This is a genomic window from Shewanella sp. ECSMB14102, from assembly GCF_000813075.1.
GTDB lineage: Bacteria > Pseudomonadota > Gammaproteobacteria > Enterobacterales > Shewanellaceae > Shewanella > Shewanella indica.
The window spans coordinates 1-17,217 of record NZ_JWGX01000003.1; the positions used below are offsets into that span (position 1 = coordinate 1).

At 53.9% G+C, this 17,217-nt stretch carries 14 protein-coding genes; 6 read left to right on the forward strand and 8 right to left on the reverse strand.

Annotated features, from left to right (window positions below; all coding sequences use genetic code 11):
* Positions 1-173 precede the first annotated feature (173 nt).
* From RC73_RS01010 to cmoA, 8 genes are all read right to left on the reverse strand, one after another.
* Complete coding sequence (locus RC73_RS01010) at positions 174-1,070, reverse strand: LysR family transcriptional regulator (RefSeq protein WP_039032901.1); 897 nt, start codon at positions 1,068-1,070, stop codon at positions 174-176.
* Positions 1,071-1,128: 58 nt separating this feature from the next.
* A complete protein-coding gene (locus tag RC73_RS01015) occupies positions 1,129-2,199 on the reverse strand; it encodes a DUF3541 domain-containing protein (RefSeq protein ID WP_235369943.1) in 1,071 nt (356 codons plus the stop codon).
* Positions 2,159-3,997: a M3 family metallopeptidase gene (locus tag RC73_RS01020; protein ID WP_152608402.1), complete on the reverse strand. Its 1,839-nt coding sequence runs from the start codon at positions 3,995-3,997 to the stop codon at positions 2,159-2,161. The genes RC73_RS01015 and RC73_RS01020 overlap by 41 nt, the downstream gene beginning before the upstream one ends.
* Entirely contained in the window at positions 3,969-4,916 is a 948-nt protein-coding gene (locus tag RC73_RS01025; RefSeq protein WP_039032903.1) for an alpha-L-glutamate ligase-like protein, read from the reverse strand. The genes RC73_RS01020 and RC73_RS01025 overlap by 29 nt, the downstream gene beginning before the upstream one ends.
* Before the next feature lies 1 nt (position 4,917).
* Positions 4,918-6,423, reverse strand: coding sequence for an inactive transglutaminase family protein (locus RC73_RS01030; protein WP_039032904.1), 1,506 nt, complete (start codon positions 6,421-6,423; stop codon positions 4,918-4,920).
* 8 nt (positions 6,424-6,431) lie between these two features.
* Positions 6,432-7,196: an ATP-dependent zinc protease family protein gene (locus RC73_RS01035; protein WP_039032905.1), complete on the reverse strand. Its 765-nt coding sequence runs from the start codon at positions 7,194-7,196 to the stop codon at positions 6,432-6,434.
* Positions 7,197-7,259: 63 nt separating this feature from the next.
* Positions 7,260-8,228, reverse strand: coding sequence for a tRNA 5-methoxyuridine(34)/uridine 5-oxyacetic acid(34) synthase CmoB (cmoB, locus tag RC73_RS01040; RefSeq protein ID WP_039032906.1), 969 nt, complete (start codon positions 8,226-8,228; stop codon positions 7,260-7,262).
* Positions 8,225-8,956, reverse strand: coding sequence for a carboxy-S-adenosyl-L-methionine synthase CmoA (gene cmoA / locus RC73_RS01045; RefSeq protein ID WP_039032907.1), 732 nt, complete (start codon positions 8,954-8,956; stop codon positions 8,225-8,227). Before cmoA ends, cmoB begins: the two co-directional genes overlap by 4 nt.
* A gap of 156 nt (positions 8,957-9,112) precedes the next feature.
* Here cmoA and RC73_RS01050 point away from each other — a divergent pair, with 156 nt between their 5' ends.
* The 6 genes from RC73_RS01050 to ruvB all read left to right on the forward strand — a co-directional run bounded on the left by RC73_RS01050 (position 9,113) and on the right by ruvB (position 16,930).
* A complete protein-coding gene (locus RC73_RS01050; RefSeq protein WP_443018371.1) occupies positions 9,113-11,920 on the forward strand; it encodes a diguanylate cyclase domain-containing protein in 2,808 nt (935 codons plus the stop codon).
* A 188-nt stretch (positions 11,921-12,108) separates the two neighbouring features.
* Positions 12,109-13,890, forward strand: a complete 1,782-nt coding sequence (gene aspS / locus RC73_RS01055) for an aspartate--tRNA ligase (RefSeq protein ID WP_039032908.1) — start codon at positions 12,109-12,111, stop codon at positions 13,888-13,890.
* Positions 13,891-13,996: 106 nt separating this feature from the next.
* Entirely contained in the window at positions 13,997-14,743 is a 747-nt protein-coding gene (locus RC73_RS01060; RefSeq protein ID WP_039032909.1) for a YebC/PmpR family DNA-binding transcriptional regulator, read from the forward strand.
* A gap of 11 nt (positions 14,744-14,754) precedes the next feature.
* The gene (gene ruvC, locus RC73_RS01065) at positions 14,755-15,276 is read left to right on the forward strand and encodes a crossover junction endodeoxyribonuclease RuvC (protein WP_039032910.1); all 522 of its coding nucleotides are present in this window, start codon (positions 14,755-14,757) and stop codon (positions 15,274-15,276) included.
* Complete coding sequence (gene ruvA / locus RC73_RS01070; RefSeq protein ID WP_039032911.1) at positions 15,273-15,890, forward strand: Holliday junction branch migration protein RuvA; 618 nt, start codon at positions 15,273-15,275, stop codon at positions 15,888-15,890. Before ruvC ends, ruvA begins: the two co-directional genes overlap by 4 nt.
* Before the next feature lie 35 nt (positions 15,891-15,925).
* The gene (gene ruvB / locus RC73_RS01075; protein WP_039032912.1) at positions 15,926-16,930 is read left to right on the forward strand and encodes a Holliday junction branch migration DNA helicase RuvB; all 1,005 of its coding nucleotides are present in this window, start codon (positions 15,926-15,928) and stop codon (positions 16,928-16,930) included.
* Positions 16,931-17,217 lie beyond the last annotated feature (287 nt).

Below are 17,217 nucleotides of genomic sequence, written 5' to 3' on the forward strand. Positions count from 1 at the left end.
AAAGCCTAGGGGCAGTTGCGTTCAAGCGAATGATTTGATCAACAACGCCGCGTTACGGTGTGCTTCCGGAGCAGTTCGAGTCACTTTCTAACTGATATTCGTGACGTCATACCATAGGGATACAGGGTAAGTATGAAGTTGCTCCGTTTCTTACTATTTATAATGAGCCAGATTTATACTGGGCCCGATTTATGTTGAGCTAGGATCAGTGATTCCAGCAGCTTACAGGCCGGGCCTTGTTTATCTCTCTGTGGCACCACCAGACTGAGCAGTATCTTGCGGCTGCTGGAACCTTTGAGACTGAGCCGTACCAACTCTCCATTTTCCAGCTCCTGCTTGACCAGATGCGCCGGGATCCAGCAAAAACCTATGCCTTTGGCCAGGATCACCTTGGCTTCGTGGAAGTTGCTGACGGTCCAGCGCTGCTCGGCCTTGAGCCAGCCGATTTCCTGCTGACTATTGACGCCGGTATCTTTGATCACAATTTGCAGGTGTTGGGCCAGCACTCTGTCGTCTTCAATTTCCACTTGAGCCGCCAGCGGATGGGAAGGGTGGCAGAGCAGGTAGAAGTTCAAGTCGCAAAGGGGCTCTGAGATATACCCCATGGGCGGGGTACCGCAAATCGCAATATCCACCTGATGGTTTTTGATCATCTCCTGAGTACCGCTGATCACAGTGTCCCGCACTGTGACCCGGGTTCCGCGACTCTGGGGCAGAAAGGCGGCCAGCGCCTCGGTCAGGGTTTCCATGGGGTAGACCAGCTCCCTGGCGATGCTCAGACTCGGCTCCCAGCCCTGTTCCAGATTGCTGGCGAGCTGCTCCAATTCCCCCACAGCCTGAGTGACGTGACGAGAGCGGCGCAGCAATACTTCGCCGCATTCGGTCAGATAGGCCTTGCGGCCACGCACTTCGAGGAGTTGGATCCCCAACTGATGCTGCAGCTTGGCCACAGCATGGTTGAGGGATGATTGGCTCTTGTTGAGCTGCTCGGCGGCCTGGGCGTAACCACCGAAGTCGACGACGGCCTGCAGGATCCGCCACTGTTCCAATGTGGACTTGGGTCTGTTCATTTTCTAAAAACTCGTCAGATTTCGGCCTATCATGGGTGGAAACTGCCAGTTTTTCAAACTATTTAGCCTTTTTCGTCGACTCGGTCGCCTGTTTGACCGACTCGAGTGGCGTCACCTGCATCGGCAGGTATTTCCGGGTCGCCTTGAGCTCACTCAAATAGGGGCCTTTATGCAGTTTTTCCGGCCATTTGAGCAGCATCATCGCCAGCACATTACGGTGTTCACCCAGGGCCAGCGCCGGGTTGCCTTTGGGGGAGCGAATAAAGTCCACCTCAGGATCGAAGGACTTGATGATGTGCGCCTGAGTGGCTTTCACCATGGGATGATCTTTGCCCTTGCCGGCGAGCAGATAGCTTATTCCTACTTCGGCAATAATATCGTCGGTGGCATCACTGAGGATCCGCTGGCGGTTGGCTTCGAAGTAGTCGAGGATCCAGGCGAACTCCTTGGCATCTACCGGGTGCTGATAGTATTCACTGGCGGCGAAGATAAAGTGAGTCAGGCCATAGAGCTTATTGCGATATTGTGCCTTACTGAGCTTGCCATCCTCGGCATCCGGGTAGACACGTTTGAAGGCGGCTTTGTAGTCTTCCAGGTAATCGCCAACGCCAAGTTGCTTGGCCCAGTAAACATAATTGATCAGCTGCGCCGCCCAGGCTTCAATCATGGCTTCGTCGGTCAAGCCGTGCTGCAGATCTGTACTCTTGAGCCCTTTGAGCAACTTGTCGTGGCAGGGGCCGGTAAAACCAAACTCATTTATACGGCTGGCGTAGCGCAGCAGCACATCGGTATAAAACAGAAATTCGGGGAAGGGTTTGAGCGCTTTTTTGCGTGCCTTGGCCCGGGGGCCATTGCCCAGTTGGGATATCGCCTTGAGCGATTCACTTTTGACAAATTCAGGGTCGTCCAGCTGGCAGGCATAGAAGCTTTGCGCTTCAGTAACCGCAAACAGATCCACCAAGGCGGCGTTGGCGTACTGCTCGTCACCTGTCATCCGATAGAGACGGATCCCGTAATGACCCTGCACCCTTGGGGGCAGCTGGTAGAGATGTTGCTCCAGATTCTGCTGAATGCGTTGATAAACCTCATCAGCGCTGGGCTGGCTCTTGGCGGCCAGGGTACTGCTCATCACTCCCAGGCAGAGGGCAAGTGTCAGTTGACCGGTTCTCTTGAGTATTGGCATCGCGTATCCTCCGGATGAGTGTGGCCGCATCGGCAGCGCCAAACAGGCTTTGCAAACGGGCGGCCATAGGTTGGGCTGATTCGTTGACCAGCAAGAGATCAAATAGTTGCGCCGGGTTGCAGCCCCGGGTGTGAACATCTATGGCTCTGGCAAGTTGCTGTTGCCAGAGCCCGAGATAATAGAGCGGCCCCTGAACGCTGATGGCGCCAAAGCTGTAGCTATAATCACTGACTTCGGGCCAGGAGCCATTAAAACTGGCTTCAAACGCCTTGTGCAGCTGTGGGTATTGGCTGTTGCCAAAGGCTTCAAAGCTGGTGAGGGCCACTTTGGCACGAAACACCTTGAGCTGCTGCTGGTATTCTTCGGCCAGTTGTTCGCGCGAGCCGGGAGCCGGCTTGAGTGAAAATGCAAAGGCGCCGCTCAGATAGCGTTCCAGCCAGGCTTTGCCCACTCCGGCGCCATCCTGAGGCAACTCCAGACTGTTGTTGAGATAATAACGGCCGCCGCCACTGAGTTGGGCTATGGCGGCGCTCAGGGAAGAAACTGCGGTCTGATAATCTTTTAGCCTAAGTTGCTGAGGCTTAAGCACCAGCTCGCTCTGGCCGGTTTGTTGGCCGACAACAGCGCGGCGCAGCATTTTATGGCGGTTGTGTTTGCCTTCGCTGATAAGCAGTTCACCCAGCAGCCGACCATGGTGATACACCCTGAGCCAGTCGTCGTTAATCTGCTCTGCGGTTAATCCCAGCGGTTTGAGATGGTCAAACAGGGCTTTTAGTACTTCAGAGCCTTTGAGCGCGACCATTTCGGTCGAGTGGGCCTGTTGTAACTCACGGCCCAGATCCCAAGGGGCGTAATCCAGTTTTTGAGTGCTGGCATCGAGAAATTTGGCCACATCGCTTGGCGTGCTCAGCAACTGAGAACTGAGGATAAAATCACTGTAGCTCGGGTAACCATGCGCTTTGGCTTGCTCCTGTCTGAGGGCAAAAACGGATGACAGCGGCAGTTGATTGCGTAATCTGGCGCGGCCCTGATAAGTGCGCCAAACCTTGGCGCGACAATCACTATCTGCCTGTTGCATCAAGTAAGAGGCTATATTGACTGCAAAAAAGCCGGGCTTTTGGGCTGATTGAGCGGCTTCCTGCTCCGCTGAATTCTCTTCGGGATTGAGAGCCTGTTGCATGCCGGGCAGGGCACATTGTCCCAACTCCAGCTTGAGATCGTCACTGCGCATTCCCTGGCGAATGCTGGCCTGGGCGCCGTGGAGGCGTGCCTTTTCCTCTATGCCCAGATGTTGCTGCATCAACCAGTCCAACCTCTGGGCCAATGCCTGAAGCTGTGGCTCATCATCCTGGGTCAGTTCGGATGTCAGGCTTGTCAGCGCCGGTTCGCTCAGGAATCTATCCATGGTGTCGGCCAGTTTCAACTGACATTGCAACAGCAGCTCATGCTGCGCCGCTGACAGGGGGAAACTCCGATAATAACCGAGGCGGTCATTGATATTGTGCAGCCCTAGGGTTTGTCGCTCCAGCAACTGCAGATCCTGAAATTCAGGTTGAAAATTGCTGCTGTATTCGACACATTGGGCCGTCAGCAAGGGGACGGCATTAGGCGCGGCCAGGGCGGGGTAAATGCCCGAGGCCATTGTCGATGCCAGCAGGGAAGCCAACAACGACAGTGGCAGTCTGGACTTGAGGCGAGATTGACTCAGGCCGGAGTTAGCGGCTGGCAAAGTGCTTCTTGGCATAAGCGACCCGTTCTTCCACTGACATGGGTTTGCCCGTCATTCTTTCCACATGCTGCAGCCTTGGCAATATCCCCATGCCATTGGCTATCTGGATAGCAAGCCCGGGACGGGCGTTGAGCTCCAGCAGCAGTGGTCCCTTGTTTTGGTCCAGTACCATATCGGTTCCCAGATAACCCAGTTCGCACATCTCATAGGCGCTCGAAGCCGTGTGCAGCAAGGTATCCCAGTGGGGCACCTCGATTTCAATCAGGTTACGCCCCGTATCCGGATGCAAATCGACCGGGCGGTCAAACTGCACCGCATGCAGACCGCGGCCGGTGGCGATATCCAAGCCGACACCAACCGCGCCCTGGTGCAGGTTGGCCTTGCCATCGGAAGCGGCGGTGGACAATCTGAGCATTCCCATCACAGGAAACCCCTTGAACACTATCAGGCGGATATCCGGAACCCCTTCATAGCTGAAGCCATCGAAGACGGGATCGAACTCAATCAAGCCCTCGATAATGGCCACATCCGGCTTGCCACCGAGGGAGAACAGACCGCTGAGGATGTTGGAAACGTGGCGGTCGACCTCGCTCGGGGTGACTTCATTGCCATTGGGCTTATAGAAGCGACCATTCTCCACATGGGTGATCACCAAGATCCCTTTGCCGCCCGAGCCTTTGGAGGGTTTGATCACAAAGCCACTGCGATCTTTTACCTGCTCGGGAATGCTATTGATACCGTGTTGCTCGCGCACCACACCTATGAGATCGGGCACGGCAATATCATTGGCAAGCGCCAGTTGTTTGGTGGTGAGCTTGTCGTCCACCCGTTTGTAAAACTTGCGCGGATTGTAGCGGCCAATATAGTCGATATTGCGTTTGTTCATATTCAGCACGCCAGCGCGGCGTAGCTGCCATGGCCAGGCAAAATTCATTTTATTCTCCTGCCAGTGGCTTGAAGCGCTTGAGCTCCAGCAGTCGATAACCCGTGTACTGACCCATCAGCAGCACCAGCGCCAGGATCACCAAATGAATACCCAGGAAGTTGAATACCCAGTGCTGTACCCAAGTGGCGCTCATGGCCAGATAAGCCAGAGTGGCTACCAGAAGTGAACCGCCACCTTGCACCATCACCTCTTTGGCGCCTTCCTCTTCCCAGAGGATAGACATACGTTCAATGGTCCAGGCGAGAATGATCATCGGGAAGAAGGTGATAGTCAGGCCTTCACTGAGGCCAAACTTGTACGACAGCAGGGTAAACAGGCCAATAATGCCTATCACCACTATGATCACCGCCGATATTCGCGAAATCAGCAACAGGTTCAGATGCGATAGATAGGAGCGGATCATCAAGCCAAAGGCCACAATCAGCAGGAAACCTATCAGGCCGGTCAGCAGTGTGGTCTGGATAAAGGCCAGGGCGATAAGCACAGGCATAAAGGTACCTGAAGTCTTTATTCCTATGATAACCCTAAGGAATACCACCATCAGCACTCCGATGGGGATCAGCAAAATCCCCTTGAACAGGCTCTGCTCTTCCAGCGGCAGTTGGTAGAGAGAGAAGTCGAAGGCGCTGTTTTTGGCCATCATATCAATGGAGGTCGCAAGGGCTGAACGTGTGTCTTTCAGCATGGAGAAGTTGACCTGGGAGTTGCTGCCACCCAGTACGTCCAATACCGATTTGCCATTGCGCTCCCACAGCACCATGTTTTCCGGACGGCCCTCTGTGCCTTTGACCAGATCGAACAGGTGCCATTTACCGTCCTGATAGACTTCGACAAAGGGAGACAGTTGCTGCCGACGACGCTGATCTTCCAGATACAGACCATTGACTTCCTGAGTTGGAATACCGCGGCTATTGAGCATATGGACAAACAGCTTGGTGGGTGAGTTGGCCGACAGCAGCAGCTCTATGTTCTGACTGCGATCACGGCCGGCAATGGCGCGCATGATCTCACGGGCAAAAGAGAGGTTACCGGCACTGCGGGCCCAGGCTTCGTCCATCACCTGTTCGGCGGCGGCTTTCTCGGTCGCAGACCAGATATAAGGTGCCGGCGGCAGGGGTTCTTCCTGTGCCTTGAGTTCTTCTCGGCCTGTGGGGATCAGGGTGACCTTGTAGTAGAGGTCCTGTTGGCCATTGGCTTGACGAATCGACCAAAGCGCGCGGCGGCCCTGTTCATTGTTGCTGATAGTCAGGCCATAACCCGGGGAGGTGGCATTTTCCATCAAGACTTCAAATGCCGGGTCTTGTGGCAGGGAGAAAGAGACTTCTGCCGGGCCACCCGTGCCCTGAAAACTCACCTTGGCATCGACAGCCCAACTTTGCACCTGCTCACCGGGCAGGAAGGGCACATTGTGTTCAATACCGCGATAAATACTGGCGCTTAGCCCAACAATAAACAGCAGAGCTACCACCAGGTAGAAAGGTTTCCGTGAATGCATTACCGCTCCTATTTATGGCTCGAAATCACTAAGTCTTTGGCTTTGCCATGCAGATAGGCTTGGCCTACATCGACAACGGCTATGTCTTTCATAAACTTGCGGCCAAGCAGCAAAGGATATTCGAGGTGACTGCGGTCGGTAAGGTTAAGATCGGTTTCAGCGGCATATTTGCCTATTTTGAGGTGGGCGTGGATTACCGGACGACGATCGTCCTTTTCATCGGCCTCTTGTTTGATACGCACAAAACGCACCACCTTGGATTCGAAGGTTTTTCCCGGTGCATCTGCGCCATTGATCATCACATCGAATCTAACCCACTGGGCGCCGTCACGCTCAAACAGAATTATGTTGCGGGCATCGAGTGACGAAGATTCGGCGCCGGTATCGATACGGGTGTCGAAACTGGCATTCAATTCATCGATAAAGACGCTTTCGACTTCACCGAGAATATATTTGTCGCCAATAGGTGAAGCTTCGCAGGGCGCAGGCACCTGTACTTCCTTGATGGTTTCCTTGGGGGGCTGCTGCAGTTTCTTCATCTGCTGTTGCAAACTCTGAAGCTGAGTATTCAAGGCATCCAGATGCTGTTGCTGTTGATTCTGCGCCTGAGCAATCACATTGACTATGCTGGCTTCCTGAGAGGCGAGGTTGGACTGCAAGGTCTGGGCGTCGACCGGCACCGGGGCATTGGCCACTTCCTGAGTGCTGGCGCAGCCGCCGGCAAGTGTTGCCATGGAGGCCATGACGGCGATTGAAATCGTCTGTTTCAACATGTTGCTTCCTGTATTCTGTTTTCCAGATTGCGTCACTTTTATATAGGGCTCGGTGAGCTCGATTTACTTAATCGCGATAAAGGTAGCCCGTTTGGGAGCGGGGTAACCTTCCACTGTTAAATTGATGTCGGTCGGATCGAGGTAATCCACCAGAGATTCGTTGCGCATCCAGGGCGTGGAGCGTTGCTCGGCCAGTGATGTGACATCGACGTCGACACAGCGAACCTCACGAAAATCGCACTTCTCAAGCCAGAGTTGCAACGCGGCAACGGACGGGATAAACCATACATTATTCATCTTTCCATATCTATCCCGTGGCAGCAGTACGGCATTTTCATCACCTTCTATGACCAAAGTCTCCAAAATGAGTTCACCTCCGGTTCGCAATTGATCACGTAGTTGCAACAAGTGATCAATGGGGGAACGCCTGTGATAGAGCACTCCCATGGAGAACACGGTATCAAAGGCATCCAGTGGCGGCAGTTCTTCTATCCCCAAAGGCAGCAGGTGCACTGGCGGAGTGCCGCCGGTGAGGCGTTTGACCGCTTCGAATTGGCATAAAAACAGTGAGGAGGGATCGACACCGACCACCATTTTGGCGCCTTCACCATACATGCGCCACATGTGATAGCCGCTGCCGCAGCCTACATCCAGCACGGTTCTACCTGCCAGCGGGCTGATATGGGGCGCGACGCGCTCCCATTTCCAATCAGAGCGCCATTCGGTATCGATATGAATGCCGTGAATATGAAATGGTCCCTTGCGCCAGGGATGCAGTAACTGCAGCAGGTTTTCCAGCTTTTCCCGCTGCCCTGTTGCCAATTGCTCACCTGAACCTATGGTGACACTGTCTTTGAAATCCAGACGGTCGGGGGTGGGGTAGTTGAGCTTGGCGAGTACTTTTTCCCACTTGGGCAGGGCGCCGTGTTTGTGTTCTCTTTGCCAGTCGCCGAGTTTGGCCGGCAGTGTTTCCAGCCAATGCTGCAGATTGGAATCGGCAATCTGTTGATAGAAATTACTGAAACTGATCACTTGATAGCTACCATGGATGTGAAATTGAAGCACTGGAACCAGACACCGTAATGGCCAAAACCGGCCTGGGATAATCTGTTGTAGTGATTGTCGAGTTGATCGGGTTTCATCACGTTTTCCAGTGCGCTGCGCTTTTGGCTGATCTCCAACTCGCTATAGCCATTGGCGCGTTTGAAATCCAGATGATGTTCATCCAGTACTTGCTGGATAACTTCATCGCCGAAGCGGATTTTTTCCGACAGTACCAAGGCACCACCGGGGCGTAAGCCGGCATATATTTTCTGGATCAGGGTATCGCGATCCTCGGGTGGCAGAAACTGCAAGGTAAAGTTGAGTACCACCAAGGAGGCGTCTTCGATGGCGACATCACGAATATCACCACAAATAAGCTGCACTTGGGTATCGCTGACATAAGCATTGAGATACTCCTGACAGCGCTCGGTCATCGCCGGTGAGTTGTCGACGGCGATAATCTCGCAGCCCTTGCCTTCAATACGCCTACGAATACTTAAAGTCGCCGCGCCAAGAGAACACCCTAAATCATAGACTTTACTGTCTTGTGTCACAAAGCGTTCGGCGAAATCGCCTATGGTGTTGATGATCTGGCCGTAACCCGGCACAGAGCGACGGATCATATCGCTGAATACGCCGGCCACCCTATCATCAAAAGCAAAGTCTGAGACCTGACCGCAGTCAGTTGCATATATGGTGTCTTGAGAAGTGTTCATCTGAAATCTTGTGCGGGAAAATCAGTGACGTATTTTACCGAATCCCGCCTGAAAGCAGCAAGTGTGCTCTGGTAATTGACGCAAATTTTTTGTCTAATGATGCGGGAATAACAAAATAATTACATCGCCTTATCAGGAAATAAGCACTTGAAATCGCTGACCTCTCTTTTGAGTCTATTGTTGGTGCTCGTATGTCTGCCGCTGGAAGCGGCCACCCAAGATCTGTCTTCTGCCCCCCCTCTTGTCATCGTCATGGGGGAGGACAGCTATCCCTACCAATTTGTTGATGATGCCGGCCAGCCACGGGGGATATTGGTTGACCTTTGGCAGGAATGGAGCCGGGTCAATCAAAGACCCATCACACTAGTGGCACGGCACTGGAACGACTCTTTGAAACAGCTCAAAGAAGGCAAGGCGGATGTGCACCTGGCGTTGGCGCTGACCCCGGAGCGCGAAGCCGAGTTTGAATTTGCCAAGCCCATCAGTCGTATTGACACCTACCTTTATCTGCACTCTGAACTAAGACGCAAGGACAGTTTCGATGAGCTGCTGCCGTATCGGATAGGGATAGTCACAGGCTCGTCCCACGAATCGAATCTTAAGGCGCAGCAGTCCGGCCTGTCATTTGCCTTATACCCAGGTCGCGACGCTTTGCTCAAGGCGGTATCCCGCGGAGAGATCAAGGTGTTTGCCGGCATGGAAGGGTATCTTCGTGATCGGCAATTGGCGCGCAGTATTGCCCAGCAATATCCAACCGCCAACAGGATGCTGATAAAGCACTCGCCGGTGGCGCCGGCTGTTGCCAAAGGCAGGCAGGCATTGGTGGCCGAAATCGATAGTGGCTTTGCCCAGATTACTCCTGAGTTTATCGTCCAGACCCAGAGGCGCTGGCTGGGCTATCGCGCCGATCAGCATGGGATCACGGTTGCCATGCCACTGAATATGGAGCCGTTTTCCGATCTTGGCCCGGATGGTTTACCCCATGGCCTGTATGTGGATATCTGGCACAAATGGTCTGCCAAAACCGGGGTGCCGGTGGAGTTTGTTGCCGGTAGCATGAACAGCACTCTGGAGCAGGTCAAGCAGGGGATTGTTGATGCCCATATAGGCTATCCGGAAAGTGATGACCTCAGCTCAGGACTCAAGCGTGCCTGGCACTTGCACACCCAAAACAGTCGGTTATTTCTCAAAGGGCAGGTGGTGGATTCGCCTGCACTTTTGGACGGCAAACGCTTAGGCATTTTCCCGTCATCACCTTATATCACAGAGCTGAAACAGGCCTTGCCCAAGGTACAGCTCAAATATTTCGACTCTCTCGATGCCATGGTCAATGCCGCCGACCGCGGTGATATCTCAGGCTTCGTCTCGCCCTCGGCCTGGACTCAGCACTACCTGTTGACTCATGGACTCTGGGCCGGTTACCAGCAAGCAAAAGCCTTGCAATTCAGCTCAGATATCTATGTGTTGACCCGCAGGCAGGACCATGGCCTGACCCAAAGACTGAGCGCGGGCTTTAATCTGTTGACCCGCGACGAGTTGGCGGCGCTGGAAAACAGATGGATGCTCAATGGTGACGATCATGTTTACAACAAGGAGCAGAGTCGGCTGCCATTGGCCCAGGTAGAGCAGCGCTATCTTGAAAGCTTGCCCAAGCTTAAAGTGGGCTATCTCAAGGATTGGCCGCCCTTTGAATTCAAGGATGAGCAGGGGCAGTTTGCCGGAATTAATGCCGACGTGATGACCAGGGTGGCGCAACAGTTGGGGCTTAAACTCGCGCCCGTGGCTTTCGATGAGTGGCGCGATCTCCTCAAGGCGCTTGGCAGCGGCGATGTGGTGATGGCCGCCAGCCTGGCGGCGAGGGATGAGCAAGATGCTGCGCTGGCTTTTTCCGATGGTTATTGGCCATCGCCCTGGGCCATGGTATCCACTGTAAATCATCTGAATCTTTATAGCCTGGGGCAACTCAATGGCCAGCGGGTGGCGATTGTTGAAGGTTATCAGCTCGCCGGTGAACTTATGGCCAAGAGCCAGGGGATAATCCCGGTATTGGTGCCCGGCATGCGTGAAGGATTGGAGGCGGTCAACCAGGGAAGGGCGGATCTCTTTATCGATAAAGTGATATCGCTGGCCTCGGCACTTTCTACCGGGCAATATCCGGCACTGAAGATGAACCTGATAACCGATATGGCCGATCAAAAGAGCCATATTGGCGTCACGTCAGGCTACAAACCTTTGGTGCCTTTGATTAACCGGGTAATAAGCGGTATAGATGACAGCCAAAGGCAAAGGATCCATGAAAAATGGATTGGCACTGTGATTACCGACAAGAGCCAACAATATAAGGAGTGGCTTGGCTATTTTCTGCTGGCACTCTTGATTGCGCTGTTTATTGCACTGCTGGTGTTGCAGCTCAATCGGCGCCTCAGCCGGGAAACGAGCTTAAGGCGCGAGGCCGAGCTCAAGATGAAGCATCTTGCCAATCACGATCCGCTCACCGGCTTACCCAATAGGGCGCTACTCGATGACAGGCTGGAGCAGGCGTTTTTGCAACATGCCAGAGAGCAGGAGCGCTTTGCTGTGCTGTTTTTGGGTGTCGATGGCTTTAAGGCCATTAACGACACCTATGGCCATGAGGTTGGGGATAGAATGCTGGTACAAGTAACGGAACGCTTGGCTACTGTTATTCGCAAATCTGATACCCTGGTACGCTTTGGTGGCGACGAATTTGTGGTGATCCTCAATCGGATTCAGGATTTCGATGCTGTCTGCCAGGTGGCGGAAAACTTGATCCAATCGCTGGCAGGACCTCTTAAGTGGCAAGATATCAGTGTGCAGTTGTCGCTCAGTATCGGGATCAGCGTGTATCCGATGGATGGTGACAACGCCATCGAACTGCTCAAACGGGCCGATCAACTCATGTATCGCGCCAAGAAGGGCGGCGGTAACTGTTATCGCAGTGCCTGATTGTTGTTATTTTGAACGCTCGTGCCTTGACCTGGTTTCAGCCACTGGTCAAAGGGAGCAAACTGTTTGATACTTCACCGTCTGAAAGTGAAGTACTTTGGTAAGCGGCAGATTTTCTCTATAATGCCGCTCTTATCGTGTTGAATCGTTCCAGAGCTCAGCAGGCCGGAATAAAGGATATAAAGCAGATGCGCAGTCATTATTGTGGGGACGTAAACAAGTCCCACGTTGGACAAGAAGTGACCCTGGTGGGTTGGGTAAACCGTAGCCGCGACTTGGGTGGTGTGGTGTTTTTGGATCTCCGGGATCGTGAAGGATTGATCCAGGTAGTATATGACCCGGACTTGCCTGAGGTTTTCGATGTCGCCAGCACACTGCGCAACGAATTCTGTGTCCAGGTTAAAGGTGTGGTCAGAGCCCGTCCCGACAGCCAGGTCAACGCCCATATGCGTACCGGTGAAATTGAGGTGCTGGGTAAGGAACTGACTATAATCAACGCCGCCGACCCTCTTCCGCTGAGTATGGATAACTTCCAGAACAACAGCGAAGAGCAGCGTCTCAAGTATCGCTATCTGGATCTGCGTCGTCCGGAAATGGCCCAGCGACTGATTTTCCGCGCCAAGGTCACCAGTGCCGTGCGTCGTTTTATGGACAGCAACGGCTTTTTGGATATCGAAACCCCCATTCTGACCAAGGCCACGCCGGAAGGCGCCCGTGACTATCTGGTGCCAAGCCGCACATACAAGGGGCAGTTTTTTGCCTTGCCTCAGTCGCCTCAGCTGTTCAAACAGCTGTTGATGATGTCCGGTTTCGACCGTTACTACCAAATCGTCAAATGTTTCCGCGACGAAGACTTGCGCGCCGACCGTCAGCCTGAATTTACCCAGATTGATATCGAAACCTCTTTCATGAGCTCTGAGCAGGTGATGCAAAAGACCGAGGAGATGGTGCGCAGTCTGTTCCTCGAACTGCTCAACGTGGACCTGGGTGAATTCCCGACCATGACCTATGCCGAAGCCATGCGCCGTTTCGGCTCCGACAAGCCGGATCTGCGTAACCCGCTGGAACTGGTGGACGTGGCCGATCTGGTCAAGGATGTTGAGTTTGCGGTATTCAACGGCCCGGCCAACGATGTTGAAGGCCGTGTGGCGGTTATCCGGGTGCCGGGTGGCGCCGAGTTGTCCCGTAAGCAGATAGACGACTACACCAAGTATGTCGGTATCTACGGTGCCCGCGGTTTGGCCTGGATGAAGGTCAACGATCTGGCTGCAGGCATGGAAGGCATTCAGTCACCTGTGCTCAAGTTCCTCAATGAAGATATCGTTAAGGCGCTGCTGGAACGCACCGGCGCGCAAAGCGGCGATATCATACTGTTTGGTGCCGACAAGGCCAACGTGGTTGCCGAAGCAATGGGCGCGCTGCGTCTGAAACTGGGTGAAGATTTCAACCTGCTCCAGGGCGAGTGGGCGCCGCTGTGGGTGGTGGACTTCCCTATGTTCGAAAAGGCCGATGGTCGCCTGTACGCAGTGCACCATCCGTTTACCGCGCCGCGGGGCGTGACTCCGGCCGAGCTGGAAGCCAACCCGGCCGAGACGGTATCCGACGCTTATGATATGGTACTCAACGGTACCGAACTCGGTGGCGGCTCTGTACGTATCCACAATCAGGAGATGCAGGCCACGGTATTCCGTATTCTTGGGATCACAGATGAAGAAGCCAAAGAAAAATTCGGCTTCCTGCTGGAAGCGCTGCGCTACGGCACACCACCGCACGCAGGTTTGGCCTTCGGTCTCGACCGTCTGGTTATGCTGATGACAGGCGCCAGCTCGATTCGTGACGTAATGGCGTTCCCGAAAACCACTACCGCAGCCTGCCCGCTGACCAATGCACCGGGTGAGGCCAATCCACAACAACTGGTGGAATTGGGTATCAAGGTTGCCGAAAAGGCCGCCGACAAAGCTGAAGTCTGAATGACTGAGCTTGAAGTCATAAAAGTGTGAATCAAACCGGGGCATAAGCCTCGGTCTGTTTTTTTACCGGTCTGAATTTAAGCCGGTATTGAGAGGAGATATACCTATGGCAGGTCATAGTAAATGGGCCAACATCAAACACCGCAAGGCCGCTCAGGATGCCAAGCGCGGTAAACTGTTCACCAAACTTATCCGCGAGCTGACAGTTTCAGCCCGCGAAGGTGGCTCAGATCCGGATTCCAACCCCCGTTTACGTGCCGCTATCGACAAAGCGCTGTCCAACAACATGACCCGTGACACAGTCGATCGTGCGGTTAAGCGCGGTGCCGGTGAGCTCGACGGCCAGGCGCTGGAAACCGTTGTTTATGAAGGTTATGGCCCAGGCGGCACCGCCGTTATGGTCGAGTGCATGACAGACAACCGCAACCGCACTGTGACCGGCGTACGTAACGCCTTCAATAAGTCAGGTGGTAACCTGGGCACAGACGGCTCAGTGGCGTATCTGTTCACCAAGCAGGGCGTTATCAGCTACGAAGAAGGCGTTGATGAGGATGCCATCATGGAAGCCGCGCTGGAAGCCGGCGCCGAGGATGTGGTCAGCAATGATGACGGCTCTGTGGATGTATACACTGCACCTGCCGATTTCGGTGCGGTAAAAGATGCGCTGGATGCGATTGGGGTTGAAGCGGTGAATGCTGAAGTGACCATGGTGCCATCGACCAAGGCCGATCTGGATGAAGATACCGCCGCCAAGTTCCTGCGTCTTATCGACACGCTGGAAGATCACGACGACGTTCAGGAAGTTTATCACAACGCGGAAATTGCCGATGATGTGATGGAACGCCTCGGCTGATAAGGCGGACTATGGCGATTATTTTAGGTGTTGACCCTGGCTCGCGGATCACTGGCTACGGCGTGATCCAGTGTCAGGGAAGACACCAGATTTACCTCGGCAGCGGTTGCATTCGCACCAGCTGCGAGGACCTTCCCTCCCGTCTCAAACAGATATTCGACGGCCTGTCGGAGATTATCCGCCAATATCAGCCGGAGCAGTTTGCCATTGAGAAAGTGTTCCTGGCCAAAAATGCCGATTCGGCGCTGAAATTGGGCCAGGCCAGAGGCGCGGCCATAGTGGCGGCCACAGCGGCGCATTTGCCGGTGGCTGAATACACGGCAACCCAGATCAAAAGCGCCGTGGTCGGGACGGGCAGGGCCCAGAAAACCCAGGTACAACACATGATCCAGCAGCTGCTCAAACTGCCGGCCGCCCCGCAGGCGGATGCGGCAGATGCGCTCGCCGTGGCCGTGTGTCATTATCATACTTGCCAGAGTCTGGTTGCCCTCGGCGGCCGGGCAACGGCCCGCAGCTATGGAAGATACAGATGATAGGGCGTTTACAGGGAATATTGCTGGAAAAGCAAGCTCCGGAAGTGTTGTTGGATGTGCATGGCGTGGGCTATGAACTGCAGATGCCGCTGACCAGCTTTTATGAGTTGCCGGAACTGCAACAGAGCACCACTCTCTATACCCACTTTGTGGTGCGTGAAGATGCTCAGCTGCTGTATGGTTTTATTACCAAGCAGGAAAGAGCCCTGTTCAGGTTACTTATCAAGGCCAATGGGGTCGGCCCCAAGTTGGCGCTGACCATACTGTCGGGGCTGACGGCGCAGGAATTTGTCAGCTGTGTCGAGCGCGATGATATCGCCACTTTGGTGAAACTGCCGGGGGTGGGCAAGAAGACCGCCGAGCGTTTATTGGTTGAGATGCGCGACAAGCTCAAGAGCCTGATGGAAGCCTCCAGCGGCAATGAGCGTGAGTTTGTGCTCAAGTCCAATTTTACCCCGGCAGAAGCGCCCAACAACGCCGAAGAAGATGCCATTGCAGCCTTGCTCTCTTTGGGTTATAAACCCGCCCAGGCCAGCAAAGCGGTTTCCAGCGCCTTTGTTGAAGGCATAGATTCAGAAACCCTGATCAAGGCCGCACTCAAATCCATGCTGTAACATGGAGCGGATAACTGAGGAATGAAGGTAAAGGCATGATAGAGGCCGACAGACTGATCCAACCCCAAAGCTCTCCTCAGGAGGAGCTTATCGATCGGGCAATGCGTCCCAAGTTGCTGGACGAGTATACAGGTCAGAATGAGGCTCGCGCTCAGCTCAAGGTGTTTATTCAAGCCGCCAAAAACCGCCAGGAAGCCTTGGATCACATGTTGATCTACGGCCCGCCGGGGCTTGGCAAGACCACCTTGGCAATGATAGTGGCCAATGAGATGGGGGTGAATATCAAGTCCACCTCGGGGCCAGTGCTGGAAAAAGCCGGCGATCTGGCGGCATTGCTGACCAATCTCGAGCCGGGCGATGTCCTGTTTATCGATGAAATTCATCGTCTCAGCCCTGTGGTGGAAGAAATTCTCTATCCGGCGATGGAAGATTATCAGCTGGATATCATGATAGGCGAGGGCCCGGCGGCCCGTTCTATCAAACTGGACTTGCCGCCATTTACCCTGGTGGGCGCTACCACCCGCGCCGGTGCGCTCACTTCGCCGTTAAGGGCTCGTTTCGGGATCCCGCTGCGGCTAGAGTTTTACAATGTGGACGACCTCAGCACCATAGTTGCCCGCTCTGCCAAGATGTTGGAACTGCAGATGGACTCGGACGGCGCCAGGGAAATCGCTCGCCGTGCCCGCGGAACCCCGCGGATCGCCAACCGCCTGCTCAGACGGGTGCGTGACTTTGCCGAGGTGAAACACGATGGCCGGATCACCAAGTTGGTGGCCGAGCAAGCGCTGGATATGCTGGATGTGGACGGCGAAGGCTTCGATTACATGGACCGCAAGTTGCTGCTGGCGATCATCGACAAGTTTATGGGAGGCCCAGTGGGGCTCGACAACCTGGCGGCGGCTATAGGCGAAGAGCGGGAAACCATAGAGGATGTGCTGGAGCCATTTCTTATTCAGCAAGGTTTTATCCAGCGTACTCCCAGGGGCAGGATAGCCACTGCCAGGGCCTACAGCCATTTTGAGATGATAAAGCCGGAATAGTCAGAAAAGGGAAAGGTCTTAACGACTTTTCCCTGTCTAATCACGCAAAATAGGTAAACCCTGCATCTTGGCAAACTGAAAATCGATAGTTAACTTATTGTTTTTATAAAGTTAGTTTTGCAGCCTTATCAACTTCCTTGGAAAAGCACTTTTGCTTAATATTACGTGCATCTTCCAGTTCTTATCAGATTTTATTCTTGTATAACCGGGTTTTGAAAATCATTGATATTCAAAGCTGGTATATATTTCGTTAACTCATATATGCTCATAATGCGAATGCGGCTTTT